Origin of the sequence: Flavobacterium sp., assembly GCF_028689845.1 — a bacterium.
Lineage (GTDB): Bacteria > Bacteroidota > Bacteroidia > Flavobacteriales > Flavobacteriaceae > Flavobacterium.
In genome coordinates this window covers 12918-27177 of record NZ_JAQVCH010000016.1, presented here as the reverse complement: position 1 = coordinate 27177, position 14260 = coordinate 12918, and the positions used below count along the sequence as shown (strand labels likewise).

The following is a 14260-nucleotide window of genomic DNA, read 5'->3' as shown; positions in this document are numbered from 1 at the left end:
CTTCAAGCTAAGCATCAAAAATATCATTTATTTCTGCTTTTTAATTGTATGTTATCACTCCTAAATTAGAATCTTATTATGAATAAAGTTAAATTACTTACCATTATGATTCCTCTTTTTAATGAGGAAGAATGTATAAATGAACTTTATATTCAGTTAGATAAAGTAAGTAATTCGTTAACATGCAGTTGTGAGTTCCTTTTTATCAACGATGGAAGTACGGATCAAACACTTGAATTAATTAAAAAAATTCAGCATTCCGATTCGCGTATAGCTATTGTTGATTTGTCACGAAATTATGGTAAAGAAATAGCCATGACCGCCGGATTAGATTACATGAAAGGAGATACTTTGGTTATTATTGATGCCGATTTACAAGACAATCCTGAGTTATTACCCTTAATGGTTAAAGAAATTGAGAACGGTTATGATGATGTTTATGCTCAACGAACCTCTAGAAAAGGAGAGAGTTGGTTAAAAAAAACGACCTCGTTTTTATTCTACAGACTTTTAGCAATGATGTCTTCAGTTCCCATTCAAAAAGATACCGGAGATTTTAGAATGTTAAGTTTTAAAGCCATACAAGCCTTGCGACAATTGGGAGAAAATGAACGAAATATGAAAGGCCTTTTTTCGTTTATCGGATTTAAAAAGAAACCAATTTATTATGTTCGAGATGAAAGAATTGCTGGCAAAACTAAATGGAATTATTTTAAATTAATCAATCTTGCTATCAGAGGAATAATTGCCTTTTCAATCAAACCACTGAGAATTATTTCGATTACAGGTTTTTTTATTTCTTTAGCATCTTTTGCTTTTTTGATAAAAATTGTCATAAAAGCAGTGTTCTACGGAGATCCTGTAGCCGGTTATCCTTCTATGATGTCTGCTATTTTATTGTTAGGTGGACTTCAATTGTTGTCGATTGGTGTACTAGGCGAATACCTCGGAATTGTTTTTTCCGAAACCAAAAAGAGACCGATTTACTTTATAAATGATTATTTTAAAATCAACCAAAATTCCGAAACCAATTCAAATGCAAAAGGCAATGAAGTTAAACCCAATTAAGTTTTTAAGCTTATTCATCTTTAGCTACACTATTTTTCCCTTTATCATATTGTGTTTTTATAATGTGCCGTTGGGCGATGATTTTTGGTATGCCGATAATTTTAGAACAAATGGATTTTGGCAAACCCAACTTAAGTTTTATCAGGAATGGTCTGGAAGATATATTGCTTCGGCAGCTATTTCAACACTAAATCCAATCTCTTTTGGCTATTTTAACCTCTCTTTCATTCATCCATTAGTATTAATTAGTGGTTTTGCTTTTGCCTTAAATCAGTTGCTTAAAAATTGTGTCACTTTTTTTAAACTCCCCATCAATTCTAGCTTGCTCTTTTGCTTATTGTTCTTTTTTTACTTTAATTATGTGCCTGATTTTGGCGAAACATTTTACTGGATGGCTGGAGCCTATACCTATCAGTTGCCCATTGTTTTTTGCCTTGTTTATCTTAATGCTTTGTTGAATTTATTTAAATCGGATACTAATTTTTCTATAATTAAGAATCAATTAATAGCTTTGTTTTCATTGTTTGTAATTGTGGGATGCAATGAAGTTATTGTGGTGTATGTCAATTTTATTAACGTATTAGTACTCCTTTATTTATTTTATACTAAGAATTATTTTAATCGTTTTACACTGCTTTTTGTATTCACACTAGCCATCTCCGTTTTTATGATTACTGCTCCGGGTAATTTTGGCAGAGAAAGCATGTTTCAAAAAACTGATTTTCATTTTTTAAAATCGAGTTTAAATGCACTTTCTAGAAGTGTATTCGTCATTGGTTTTTGGTTTGCTTCTTTATTTATATTATTACTCAATTTAAAAGGCGTTGCTACCTATCAGGATTATAATTTTAATTTTTTAGAACGCTTTTCTATCACCAAAAAGAAAATAGTAATTGCCGGAATTCTATTCTTGATAGGAATCTTATTCATCGGTTTCTTTCCAAGTATTTATACCACAAAATGGATTCCACAACGGGCTTACACTCCTATCTTTTTTGTTTTTATGCTTTTTTCGGCAGTGTTTATTTTTATGACTATTGCAAAAATTGAAATGTTAACTCGTATTAATTATACAATTTCTAACTATTCAATCAGTATAATTCTTTTGCCTTTATTGATAGTATCACTTTCGCATAACTCAAATGTAATGAATGCGTATGTTGATCTAACTTCAGGAAAAGCGAGTTCTTTTCATCATCAGGTTTTAGAAACGTATGAAATGCTTCATGCAAACACAAAAGATACGGTATACATTAAGCCACTCCAAAAAAAGCCTTTGATTTTGCCTTATCGTTGGCCTGGCGATAATCGATTGGTCAATGGAGAATGGGAAAAATATTTTAAAATTAAGCGAATTGAATATGTAAATGAAAATAATTAATTTTAAGTAAAGATGAATTTAAAGAGTATCAAAATTCTCTACATCGGCAACCAACTTTCCAAGCATGGTATTAATGTTTCAACCATCGAAACCTTAGCACCTTTGCTGTCAAAAGAAGGCTATGAGATAGTTACTTCTTCTTCGCAAAAAAATATTTTTTTTCGGTTTTTTAGTATGATTAAAGCAACTTTTGTCAATGCTTCAAAAGTTGATTATGTGTTAATTGACACCTACAGCACCTTGAATTTTTGGTATGCTTTTGCCGTTAGTCAATTATGTAGAGTTTTAAATATAAAATATATTCCTATTTTACATGGTGGTAAATTGCCTGAAAAGATTGATAAATTTCCCTATTTAACTGGATTAGTCTTTAAAAACGCTTATGTAAATAGCGTACCTTCTCAATTTTTATTCCAAAAGCTTAAAAGTAAATCTTGGAATAATTGCATTTTTATTCCCAATCAGATTGAAATTGATAATTATTCTTTTCAAACAAGAAGGAATGTAAACCCTAAACTTCTTTGGGTTCGTTCGTTAACGCCCATTTACAATCCTAAAATGGCTATTGAGGTATTGGAACAAGTAATTCAAAGTTATCCGGAAGCAGAATTGTGTATGATTGGTCCAGAGAAAGGGATGACAATTAACGAGTTATCAACTTATGCGGCAACTAAAAAAGTTAAGGTAACCTTTACTGGTAAACTTTCTAAACCAGAATGGACCAAACGTGCAGCACACTATGATATTTTTATCAATACCACACATTTTGACAATACACCCGTGAGTGTGATGGAAGCAATGGCTCTTGGTTTACCTGTCGTTTCAACAAACGTGGGCGGAATTCCGTATTTACTTCAAAATAATGAAACAGCTCTATTGGTTCAAGATGCTGCAGTAGACGAAATGGTTCAAGCAATTATAAAATTAATTGAAAACCCTGAATTAGCAAGTAAATTAAGCCAAAACGGGAGAGCATTAGTTGAACAATTTGATTGGAATGGTGTTAAAAACCAATGGAAAGAAATTTTAAAATAGGTTAAAATTTCTCCTATAAATTACTAACTTGCACCCTTGTTAAGTCAGCGGAGCGAATGAAATCTAAGAAAAAAATACATTTTGAAGTGTCGGAACGGAAAATATTACTCCGTATTTTCGACGTACTTTTTGTTCTACTTTCTTTATATCTTGTTGGAATTGTTTTTAACTTCGATTATTTTTCCATTACTCCCTCAAACTTTTATTGGACCATCGTTCTTGGCACTTACATTCTAGTAATTGGTTCTGTATTTGAAATGTATAATCTTCAAGTAGCGAGTAGCCAGTATCAAGTTGTAAAAAGTATTATTTTAACGGCTTCTACAACGGTTTTAGTTTTTTTATTAACTCCCTTTTTTACACCTGCTTTACCGTCAAATCGACTTCAAATTCTTTATTTCTTTCTAGCGATTTTTCTTGCACTTTTTCTGTGGCGAATGTTCTATCTAAACTATTTGGCTTCGCACCGGTTTGAAAAGAAAGTTATTTTAGTTTGTGAGAAAGAGCTGGTTGATGAATTGGTTTTGGGATTAAAAAGTATAGATCCACATTATTCCATTATCGCTGTTGTGAATACCGATGAAAGCTCAGCGTATTTTATTCAGAATAAAGCTGTATCAGTCATTTTGGTCTCACAATTAGAAAAATTTGTAAAGAAAAATTCTGTTTCAGAAATTGTTATTGCTACCCAGAAAACAGAAGAAATTACGGTAGAATTACACAATAAATTGCTGCAATTACTTGAAAGCGGTTACATAATTCGGGAATATACACAAGTATATGAGAGTTTAACACAGCGAATACCCGTGCAATATGTCGCCCGCGATTTTTATAAATATTTTCCGTTTAGTCGTAATAATCAAAATCAATTGTACCTTGTTTTTGTCCGAGTTTTAGATATTGTAGTTGCTTTAGTTGGAATTTCTATCGGATTATTGTTTCTCCCGTTTATCTTGCTTTGTAATACCATTGGTAACCGAGGAAAGCTATTTTATACTCAAATCCGTGTTGGTAAAAACGGTGAGAATTTTCGAATTATCAAATTCAGAACCATGGTTAAGAATGCGGAATCTGGTGGTGCCGTATTTGCCACTACTAATGATACGCGAATTACTCCTTTTGGAAAATTCATGCGGAAAACTAGAATTGATGAATTTCCACAGTTTATAAATATTTTATTGGGTCACATGGCTGTAATCGGACCAAGACCAGAACGTCCCGTTTTTGTAGATAAAATTGCTGAAATCATGCCTTTTTATCAAACGCGTCACATCGTTAAACCTGGATTAACGGGTTGGGCTCAAGTGAATTATTCGTATGGCGATTCGATAGAAGATAGTCTGATTAAACTACAATATGATTTGTATTATATTAAACACCGTAGTATATTTTTAGACTTTAACATCATGCTAAAGACCTTTAGTACAATTCTTTTCTTTAGAGGACAGTAATTGTTTTCTTATCCCTTTTGTATATTTTTATTCAATCGAAATAAAATGTAACTTGTGGTCAACGCCATTGGAAGCATTTGAATGAAATGTGCTTTGTTGAATATAAATAACAGATACAATCCAAAATTAATCAACACAAAATAAAGCAATCGTGTAAACCAAATTTTATTTTTTTGAAGATAAAAATAAACGATACCAAGTAGGAGTGGATTGAATAGTAATACGTTATAATTCAGAAGCACTTCGCGATGTAACGAATAAAAACCAACTAACGAAAGAAAAATTCCCAGCAAACTTAAAACAACTAAAAAACTTAAATAAATTTTAGTGTGATGACTTAAGGCAATTACAAGCAAAATGAACAAAAAGGTATAAATAGTATTCCACCACGAACTGCTCAATAACGAACGGTCCTGTTCAAATAAAGTAACGGTTTTGGACACGATTGGTTTTTGATTGAATTGTAGTTTTTCTAAACTATTCATCAATTCAACGGGTAAAAATAACTGGGTTGCTTTTTCATCAGTACGACATCCAAAAATGATATTAATCCCCAATTTTTCATAAAATAAATTGGTCAAATACGGATTCAGAACATCGCGATAACTTTCTTCTCGATTTCCAACTTTTTGAATCAAGGGTTTGCCCAATTCTTCGTTTACTTTATCTAACACCATGGTGGTGCAGTTTTTATCAATAAATTTATAGGTATAAAATCGTTCGTCTGAAAATAAAATTTTATTTAATTCGTCAAAAAGATGTTGCTTTTGTTCCGTCGATAAGTCTAATTCTTGTTCAAAAACACTTCGGTTTTCCATACGATAGCCATATATGAATTCTTCAAAAGTGTTGTTGGCTACAAAATATTGCATGTCGCCTTTTACAAATTTTAAATAGAAATTCGGTGTGCTAAAATCAAACATTCCAAAATTATAGACCACATCAATATGGCGTTGTGGCTCTTGAATTCGAATGGCAGTATGTCCGAATATAGAATGTAATTGTTCACCACTACCACAAGTTAGAATGCTCACTTTTGAGGCAGGAGAAAGCGGATACGTTTGGCTATAAATTGTTGAGCCAAACAAGAAAAGAAACAGGTATATTGTTTTAAGTTTTAGTTTTTGTAGCATCTTCACTATCTAAAAATTCCCAAATCAACTTTTACAGAAAAAATATTAGAATATAAAGCGGCACTTTGATCACCAATATCTGTCAAAGCATAATCAATTTGAATCCCTTTATACTTAAAACCAACACCTATATTTGGTTGAAAACCAACTTTTTCAGTATCGTCAATTTGTCTGATATTCTGAAAATTTCCAACACCAGCCCGTAAAAAAACTAAATTGGTATAACCAAATTCAAAACCTAATGCAGGATCAATGCTCATGGCATCAGTAGAAAAGATATCATTTGTTTTTGCAAATTGCATGTTTAAGTTTAGTGACGATAATAAGGTGTAATCATAACCAAATTCAAATAATCTTGAAATACCAAGTTGGGCTTTTGGGGGTGTAATTTCAGTGCTTTCTGGCAACTCTTGATTTTCACCTGGAATTGCATTGGCAATGGCTTCAAATTTTTCCTCGTCAATATTCCAAATATTATAGGTAGTGGTGATGTCGCGAACCATTAAGCCAAATTTCCAATCGTTTCGTTCAAATTGAATTCCAGCATCAAAACCAAATCCCCATGAATTAGCAAATTTTCCAATTATTCGTCGGATTATTTTTGCATTTACGCCATATTGCCAACCTGGAACTTGCAAACTTCGAGCATACGAAAACGTTGCTCCATAATCGGCTGTTGAAAATAAATTAATTCGGTTATAGTCTATATTTCCTTCACTATCAATTAATTGAGTAGTGTCTAAAATGTCATCTACACCAAAGCGAATTAGCGAAATGCCCCATGCACTTCTATCGTCAATTGGTATAGCAAAAGCGGCATAATCATATTGAGCAATATTTGCAAAATAACTCGCGTGCATTAAACCAAGTTGACTGTCTTCGAGATGCATTAATCCTGCGGGGTTCCAATAGCCAGAATTTACATCGCTAGAGTTGGCCGTTACTGCATTAGACATGCCTAAAGCAGCCGCATCAACTCCAATATTCATAAATTCATTAGAATATTTTCTAATGGATTGACTTTGGGATGCAGTAGAAACAAGTAATAAAAAGAGAAACAAGTTGTATTTCAAAGCAATTTATTTTCTAACCAAAAATGAGTTTACAATTTTTTTCAAAAATAGAAAAATTAAACGAGCTGCTTCTTTCTAAAAGCTAAATAAACACAAAAAAACTAGCTCGGCTAAAATATCAAGTAAAAAACGCACTTGTTTGAAAGTTATTGTATTAAATTTGTTTTCAAACCTAGGTATATGAACATAAAAGCTTACATTCCAAACTTTATTACGCTACTCAACTTGTTATCAGGCTGCTTCGCTCTTGTTTTTGTAGCTCAAAATCAATTTTATTACGCATTTTTCTTCGTAAGTTTAGGAATCTTCTTTGACTTTTTTGATGGTTTTTTCGCTCGATTATTTAAAGTGCAAAGTCCTTTAGGGGTCCAATTAGACTCACTAGCCGATATGGTTACAAGCGGGGCAGTTCCCGGTTTTGTCATGTATCAATTACTTTTTAACTATTTAAATTCGGGTGGAGTTGAGGTAACTAATTATATGTCATTAGCTTATGTTTTGCCTTTGTTTGGTTTTGTGATTACTTTAGGTTCTTGTTACCGTCTCGCTAAATTTAATATTGATACGAGACAAACAGATTCATTTATTGGTTTGCCAACTCCCGCAAATGCTTTATTTATTTTAAGTATTCCTTTAATTATTGATTCAACTTCGATAGAGGGAGTGCGAGAATTGCTAACTAATCCTTATGTTTTGATGGGGATTACGATAGTAAGTGCCTATATTTTAAATGCGGAAATTCCTTTATTTTCCTTAAAAATGAAAGGTTTTTCATGGCAAAAAAGTAAAATTCAATTTATCTTTTTGCTCTTGGCTATGGTGTTACTTGTCGGATTTAAAATTTTAGGCTTACCATTGGTCATCTTGCTTTACATTTTACTTTCTATTGTTCAAAATAAAATGACGGCCTAACCGTTTTGATTTTCTTGACTGTAATTTATGCGAAAGCCAACTAAACGAAAACCAACCCTTCGAAAAAAAACAACCAAAAAGAAAGGTTTTTTTGGAAAGCGTTTTTATACCATCCTTGGTGTTGTATTGCTTTTTCTAACCCTTGCTTTTACTGCATTTCATTATCGTGACGCGTTAGCTTTTTATTTTAGTTTTCGGTCAAAGCATGAAATCAAACTAAAAAACACATCCAAAATTGAAGGTGCCAGAATTTTTCAGGTCTTAAGTAATCATCCTAATAAAGTTTTTGGTTTTGACGTATCGGAATACCAAGGTAAAATAAATTGGGAGGAAGCAAAAATAATTGAAGATACCTTTCAATTAAGTTTTGTATTCATACGAGCAACCGCTGGAAAAGATAGAGTTGATGCTAAATTTAAATCGAATTGGGTTCAAGCCAAAGAAAGAGGAATTATTCGCGGAGCCTATCACTATTATCGTCCGAATGAAAATTCGATTGAACAAGCGGAAAATTTTATACAAACAGTTCATTTAAAAAAAGGTGATTTGCCACCTATTTTAGATATTGAAAACTTACCAAAAAAACAATCTATTGATAGCTTGAAAGTGGGTTTAAGACGATGGTTAACTAAAGTAGAAAAGCATTATAAAGTAAGACCAATTATTTATTCAGGTGAAAGTTATTACAAAGATTTTCTACAACAAGAATTTAAAGATTATTATTTTTGGATTGCTAATTACAACTTTTTTGTAGAAGAAATTAAAGACCACTGGCTTTTTTGGCAATTTACAGAAAAAGCAAGCGTTCCAGGAATTAGTGGACCTGTGGATGTTAATATCTATAATGGCACACCCAAAATGTTGAATTATTTGGTTATTCAGTAAAAAATTAAAATTCTAATTTCTTTTTTCGCAATTCAAAGTTTTGTCCTAAATATACTTTACGAACCATTTCATCGGCGGCTAGTTCTTCTGGATTTCCAGCTTTTAAAATGCCGCCTTCAAACATTAAATAAGTTTTGTCCGTAATGGCAAGTGTTTCTTGTACATTGTGGTCTGTAATTAAAATACCAATATTTTTGTTTTTTAACTGAGCCACAATCCGTTGAATATCTTCTACTGCAACAGGGTCAACTCCTGCAAAAGGCTCATCTAATAAAATAAATTTTGGATCGGTTGCCAATGCTCGTGCTATTTCTGTCCGACGTCGTTCGCCTCCAGAAAGTAAATCACCCCGATTGGTGCGAATGTGCTGCAAACCAAACTCATCAATCAAACTTTCCATCTTAGCTTCTTGTTCTGCTTTGGATAGTTTAGTGAGCTGTAAGACACTTAATATATTGTCTTCGATGCTAAGTTTTCTAAAAACCGACGCTTCTTGAGCTAAATAGCCAATGCCATTCTGAGCTCTTTTATACATAGGGAAATTGGTTATTTCTAAATCATCTAAAAAGATTTTACCGCTATTTGGCTTCACTAATCCCACAATCATATAAAAAGAAGTGGTTTTTCCGGCACCGTTTGGGCCTAACAAACCGACAATTTCTCCTTGATTTACTTCCACAGATACGCCTTTAACAACGCTACGTCCTTTATAGGTTTTAACAATATTTTCGGCTCTTAATTTCATTTTTTAAAGTTACTGAGGTTTCTAAGCTGCTGAGTTACGGAGCATGTATTTATTGCAAATAAACAAAATTAGCTCATTTAAATGACGTTATTAACAATAGATTATCTTATTCTTGGTTTTCAAGTGCTTCCCAAAATTCATAAGCCCTCCGTAAATGAGGAATGACAATGGTGCCACCAACTAAGGTAGCAATTCCCATGGCTTCCATCATTTCTTCACGCGAAATCCCTTCTTTATAACTGGTTTCTAAATGGTATTTGATGCAGTCGTCACATCGCAAAACAGCGGAGGCAACCAGACCTAATAGTTCTTTTGTTTTAACGTCTAAGGCTCCAGCAGCATAGGCATTGGTGTCTAAATTGAAAATACGTTTAATAACCAAATTGTTGTCGGCTAACAATTTTTCGTTCATTTTAGACCGGTAATCATTGAATTCTTGAAGTATATCGGACATGTTTTTTTTATTTATTAGCAATTTTTAATTGATTTCGAGTAACGAGGTAGCTGATCAAAATACTAAATTCATAGAGTATCATAATCGGAATAGAAACAATAATCTGACTAATGATATCGGGCGGTGTAATAACTGCTGATACTATTAACACAATAACGAAGGCATATTTTCTATATTTTCTTAAAAAAGAAGGAGAAACCAATCCTAGCTTGCTTAAAAAATAGATAATAATTGGGAGTTCAAATAAAATTCCACATGCAATCACAGAAGTTTTAATCATGCTGGTATAGGATTCTAAATTAAATTCGTTTACAATTTCTACACTTGTAGAAAACGAACCAAAGAAGTAAACCGATAGTGGTGTAATAATGAAATAACCAAAAAGCACACCTAGAAAAAATAACAAAGAGGAAACGATTACAAAAGCAGCCGCATGTTTTTTCTCTTTGTCGTATAAGGCGGGACTAATAAATTTCCAGACTTCCCATAAAATAAAAGGAAAACCAACCACAAACCCAACCGTAATACAGACCCAAATTAACAAGGATACTTGTCCTCCCATGTCGGTATTTTGGATGATGAAAGGCATTTCTACATTGCAAATAGCCGAATCAACGATGCCGAAAAATTGGGTTACCGAACAGAAAAAACGATACGTTAAAAAATTAGGGTCTTTGGGTCCAAATAGAATGTCGGTAAAAATGAAATCACTCACAAAAAATGCAGCAATCGAAATAATTAAAATAATCGACACGATGCGAACTAACATCCATCTCAATTCTTCCAGATGGCCTAAAAACGACATTTCTTTGATGTTTTTTTTAGCCATTATACAATTCCTTCTTTTAAAATGTCGTGTAAATGAATGACGCCTTTATAGTCTAAACCATCAGCCACGATTAATTGTGTAATTGAAAAATCTTCCATACTATTTAAAGCATCAACCACCATGTCTGTTGATTTTATCATTTTCGGGTTGTGAGTCATAATATCTCTGGCCTGAATACCCGTGATCGTTTCTGTTTTACTCAGCATGCGTCTGATATCACCATCAGTAATAATACCAATTATTTTTTCATCTTCTATGACGGCTGTGACACCTAATCGTTTTTCGGAGATTTCAAAAATAACCGATTGGATAGAAGCATCAGCTTGCACCATTGGTTTTTTAGACTCATCCAACATGTCTAGTACACGAAGGAGTAATTTCTTTCCTAATGCTCCACCTGGATGATATTTTGCAAAATCTTCACTTTTAAAATTTCGCATTTCCATTAAACAAACGGCTATGCAATCGCCCATAACCAACTGTGCGGTGGTGCTGTTGGTAGGGGCTAAATTATTCGGACAAGCTTCTTTTTCTACCGTGGTGTCTAATACAAATTGTGCATTTTTAGCTAAAAACGATGATAAATTACCTGTGATAGCAATTAATGTATTACCAAATCGATTTAAAATAGGAACTAATATTTTTATTTCAGGACTATTTCCGCTTTTTGAAATACAAATCACCACATCATCCGGCTGCACCATTCCTAAATCGCCATGCACCGCTTCTGAGGCATGAAGAAATTGAGCTGGAGTTCCAGTAGAGTTTAAAGTAGCTACAATTTTTTGAGCAATAATCGCACTTTTTCCAATTCCTGTTACAATCAAGCGGCCGTTCGATTCATAAATTAATCGCACAGATTCTGCTAAGTCAGCGGTTAGTAATTCAGCGAGTTTTAAAATGGCTTGGCTCTCACTTATTATCGTCTCTTTTGCTAGTGCTAGAATTTTTTCTTTGGTTATCAAAACGGAATAGATATAAAATTTGTATGAATAAAAGAAAGTTGTATCTTTATAGATGCAAATTTAATTAAAATACCGTTACATAAGAATGAATCCCAACGAAATTGATATTCACAAGGAATTAAAGAAGTATTTTGGTTTCGACCAATTCAAAGGTCTGCAGGAACAAGTGATAGAAAGTCTTCTAAGTAAGCAAAATACGTTTGTTATTATGCCAACAGGTGGAGGCAAATCATTATGTTATCAGTTACCTGCTTTAATTCTAAAAGGGACGGCCATAGTGGTTTCACCTTTGATTGCCTTGATGAAAAATCAGGTAGACGCCATTCGAAGCGTTTCTTCAGAAGATGGCATTGCCCATGTGTTAAATTCCTCTTTAACAAAAACTGAAATTAATCAAGTTAAGAAAGACATCGTCACAGGAGTTACTAAATTATTATATGTAGCCCCCGAATCCTTAGCAAAAGAAGAGTATGTCGAATTTTTTAAATCGGTGCCTATTTCTTTTATTGCGATAGATGAAGCCCATTGTATTTCAGAATGGGGTCATGATTTTAGGCCAGAATATAGAAATCTTAAAAATATTATTAAACATTTAGGAAACGTTCCTGTAATCGGTTTAACCGCAACGGCTACTCCAAAAGTGCAAGAAGATATTCTTAAAAACCTCGATATGTCAGATGCCACCACTTTTAAGGCATCGTTCAACCGACCTAATTTATATTATGAAATTCGAACAAAAACAAAAAATGTAGAATCGGATATCATTAAATTTATTAAGCAAAACAAAGGAAAATCAGGAATTATATATTGTTTGAGTCGTAAAAAAGTAGAAGAAATCGCTCACGTTTTACAAGTTAATGGAATCAGTGCCGTGCCTTATCATGCGGGTTTAGATGCAAAAACACGAGCGAAACACCAAGATATGTTTTTGATGGAAGATGTAGATGTGGTCGTAGCCACAATTGCTTTTGGGATGGGAATTGATAAACCGGATGTGCGTTTTGTGATTCATCATGATATTCCAAAATCTTTAGAAAGTTATTATCAAGAAACTGGCCGAGCTGGTCGTGATGGCGGAGAAGGACATTGTTTGGCCTATTACTCCTATAAAGATGTTGAGAAACTCGAAAAATTTATGTCCGGGAAACCAGTAGCCGAACAAGAAATTGGGTTTGCGTTATTGCAAGAAGTAGTGGCTTATGCAGAAACTTCCATTTCGAGACGGAAATTCTTATTACATTATTTTGGTGAAGAATTTAACAGCGAAACTGGTGACGGGGCCAATATGGATGACAATGTACGCAATCCAAAAGTAAAAACGGAAGCCCAAGACAATGTGGTGAAGGTGCTAAAAGTGGTTCGTGATACCAAGCATTTATATAAATCGAAAGAGATTGTTTTTACCCTTGTCGGAAAAATAAATGCAGTTATTAAAGCACATAGAACGGATACACAACAGCTATTTGGCTGCGGAAAAGACCAAGAAGAACGCTATTGGATGGCTTTAATTCGTCAAGTTTTAGTAGAAGGCTTGCTTCATAAAGATATTGAAACCTATGGTATTTTAAAACTTTCTGCCGCTGGAGCAGCCTATCTCGAAAACCCAACCTCATTTTTAATGACTGAGGACCATGAGTTTAAAGAAGAAGATGACGATTCCATTATAACTGCGTCAAAATCTTCTGGCACAGCCGATGAAGCCTTGATGGCAATGTTGAAAGATTTACGTAAAAAAGAAGCTAAAAAATTAGGAGTTCCTCCGTTTGTGGTTTTTCAAGATCCGTCTTTAGAAGATATGGCTTTGAAATATCCAATAAATATAGAAGAATTAAGTAACGTTCATGGCGTTGGCGAAGGAAAAGCAAAAAAATATGGCAAACCTTTTGTCGAACTGATTTCCCGTTATGTCGATGAAAACGATATTATTCGTCCCGATGATTTAGTAGTGAAGTCGACGGGTGTAAATTCAGCCAATAAACTATATATTATTCAAAATATTGACCGAAAATTATCGCTAGAAGATATCGCCAAAGCAAAAGGGTTTACGATGGATCTTTTACTTAAAGAAATGGAGCAAATCGTGTATTCTGGTACCAAATTGAATATCAAATATTGGGTGGATGAGATTTTAGATGATGACCAACAAGAAGAAATTCATGATTATTTTATGGAATCACAAACTGATAAAATTGAAGATGCCTTAAAAGAATTTGATGGCGATTATGATATTGAAGAGTTGCGGTTAATGCGAATTAAATTCATTAGTGAAGTCGCTAATTAACATTGCATAATCCGTTTTTTGTAGACAGTTCATGAATACCAAAAACGG

Annotated in this window: 13 protein-coding genes; 7 read left to right on the top strand and 6 right to left on the bottom strand. The window is 33.3% G+C overall.

The annotated features are described in order from the left end of the window. The first annotated feature begins 78 nt into the window (after positions 1-78). Genes PHR76_RS07770 through PHR76_RS07755 form a run of 4 tightly spaced genes read left to right on the top strand, consistent with a single transcriptional unit; the run spans position 79 to position 4935 of the window. Complete coding sequence (locus tag PHR76_RS07770; protein ID WP_300060573.1) at positions 79-1068, top strand: glycosyltransferase family 2 protein; 990 nt, start codon at positions 79-81, stop codon at positions 1066-1068. Further along, the gene (locus tag PHR76_RS07765; protein ID WP_300060570.1) at positions 1049-2449 is read left to right on the top strand and encodes a DUF6056 family protein; all 1401 of its coding nucleotides are present in this window, start codon (positions 1049-1051) and stop codon (positions 2447-2449) included. Before PHR76_RS07770 ends, PHR76_RS07765 begins: the two co-directional genes overlap by 20 nt. Positions 2450-2461: 12 nt before the next feature. Then, positions 2462-3484 (top strand): glycosyltransferase family 4 protein, encoded by a 1023-nt coding sequence (locus PHR76_RS07760; protein ID WP_300060567.1) that lies wholly within the window; start codon positions 2462-2464, stop codon positions 3482-3484. Positions 3485-3540: 56 nt separating this feature from the next. Further along, a complete protein-coding gene (locus PHR76_RS07755; protein WP_300060564.1) occupies positions 3541-4935 on the top strand; it encodes a sugar transferase in 1395 nt (464 codons plus the stop codon). Between the two features lie 8 nt (positions 4936-4943). Here the strand turns inward: PHR76_RS07755 and PHR76_RS07750 are convergent, their stop codons facing one another. Together PHR76_RS07750 and PHR76_RS07745 are read right to left on the bottom strand one after the other, a co-directional pair. Beyond that, positions 4944-6068, bottom strand: a complete 1125-nt coding sequence (locus PHR76_RS07750; RefSeq protein ID WP_300060561.1) for a DUF4105 domain-containing protein — start codon at positions 6066-6068, stop codon at positions 4944-4946. A 5-nt stretch (positions 6069-6073) separates the two neighbouring features. Then, complete coding sequence (locus PHR76_RS07745) at positions 6074-7057, bottom strand: PorV/PorQ family protein (protein WP_300060656.1); 984 nt, start codon at positions 7055-7057, stop codon at positions 6074-6076. A 264-nt stretch (positions 7058-7321) separates the two neighbouring features. On the opposite strand from PHR76_RS07745, the gene PHR76_RS07740 reads away from it, so the two are divergent. Both PHR76_RS07740 and PHR76_RS07735 read left to right on the top strand, forming a co-directional pair. Beyond that, positions 7322-8053, top strand: coding sequence for a CDP-alcohol phosphatidyltransferase family protein (locus PHR76_RS07740; protein ID WP_300060558.1), 732 nt, complete (start codon positions 7322-7324; stop codon positions 8051-8053). 27 nt (positions 8054-8080) lie between these two features. Next, positions 8081-8938, top strand: coding sequence for a glycoside hydrolase family 25 protein (locus PHR76_RS07735; protein ID WP_300060555.1), 858 nt, complete (start codon positions 8081-8083; stop codon positions 8936-8938). 4 nt (positions 8939-8942) lie between these two features. Here the strand turns inward: PHR76_RS07735 and lptB are convergent, their stop codons facing one another. The 4 genes from lptB to PHR76_RS07715 form a co-directional block, all read right to left on the bottom strand. Beyond that, positions 8943-9683, bottom strand: a complete 741-nt coding sequence (gene lptB / locus PHR76_RS07730; protein ID WP_300060552.1) for an LPS export ABC transporter ATP-binding protein — start codon at positions 9681-9683, stop codon at positions 8943-8945. A 106-nt stretch (positions 9684-9789) separates the two neighbouring features. Further along, on the bottom strand, positions 9790-10137 hold the full coding sequence (locus PHR76_RS07725; RefSeq protein ID WP_300060549.1) for a carboxymuconolactone decarboxylase family protein: 348 nt from the start codon (positions 10135-10137) through the stop codon (positions 9790-9792). 7 nt (positions 10138-10144) lie between these two features. Continuing rightward, positions 10145-10966 carry a twin-arginine translocase subunit TatC gene (gene tatC, locus PHR76_RS07720; RefSeq protein ID WP_300060546.1) on the bottom strand — a complete coding sequence of 274 codons (822 nt, stop codon included), beginning with the start codon at positions 10964-10966 and terminating at the stop codon, positions 10145-10147. Beyond that, positions 10966-11931, bottom strand: coding sequence for a KpsF/GutQ family sugar-phosphate isomerase (locus tag PHR76_RS07715; protein WP_300060543.1), 966 nt, complete (start codon positions 11929-11931; stop codon positions 10966-10968). The genes tatC and PHR76_RS07715 overlap by 1 nt, the downstream gene beginning before the upstream one ends. An 85-nt stretch (positions 11932-12016) precedes the next feature. Here PHR76_RS07715 and recQ point away from each other — a divergent pair, with 85 nt between their 5' ends. Further along, on the top strand, positions 12017-14212 hold the full coding sequence (gene recQ, locus PHR76_RS07710) for a DNA helicase RecQ (RefSeq protein WP_300060540.1): 2196 nt from the start codon (positions 12017-12019) through the stop codon (positions 14210-14212). The last annotated feature ends 48 nt before the right edge of the window (positions 14213-14260 follow it).

Coding starts and splice junctions, on each gene's coding strand:
- PHR76_RS07745 (WP_300060656.1), bottom strand. CDS start 7,057: ATGAATATTGGAGTTGATGCGGCTGCTTTAGGCATGTCTAATGCAGTA.
- PHR76_RS07760 (WP_300060567.1), top strand. CDS start 2,462: ATGAATTTAAAGAGTATCAAAATTCTCTACATCGGCAACCAACTTTCC.
- PHR76_RS07725 (WP_300060549.1), bottom strand. CDS start 10,137: ATGTCCGATATACTTCAAGAATTCAATGATTACCGGTCTAAAATGAAC.
- PHR76_RS07740 (WP_300060558.1), top strand. CDS start 7,322: ATGAACATAAAAGCTTACATTCCAAACTTTATTACGCTACTCAACTTG.
- tatC (WP_300060546.1), bottom strand. CDS start 10,966: ATGGCTAAAAAAAACATCAAAGAAATGTCGTTTTTAGGCCATCTGGAA.
- lptB (WP_300060552.1), bottom strand. CDS start 9,683: ATGAAATTAAGAGCCGAAAATATTGTTAAAACCTATAAAGGACGTAGC.
- PHR76_RS07770 (WP_300060573.1), top strand. CDS start 79: ATGAATAAAGTTAAATTACTTACCATTATGATTCCTCTTTTTAATGAG.
- PHR76_RS07755 (WP_300060564.1), top strand. CDS start 3,541: ATGAAATCTAAGAAAAAAATACATTTTGAAGTGTCGGAACGGAAAATA.
- recQ (WP_300060540.1), top strand. CDS start 12,017: ATGAATCCCAACGAAATTGATATTCACAAGGAATTAAAGAAGTATTTT.
- PHR76_RS07735 (WP_300060555.1), top strand. CDS start 8,081: ATGCGAAAGCCAACTAAACGAAAACCAACCCTTCGAAAAAAAACAACC.
- PHR76_RS07765 (WP_300060570.1), top strand. CDS start 1,049: ATGAAGTTAAACCCAATTAAGTTTTTAAGCTTATTCATCTTTAGCTAC.
- PHR76_RS07750 (WP_300060561.1), bottom strand. CDS start 6,068: ATGCTACAAAAACTAAAACTTAAAACAATATACCTGTTTCTTTTCTTG.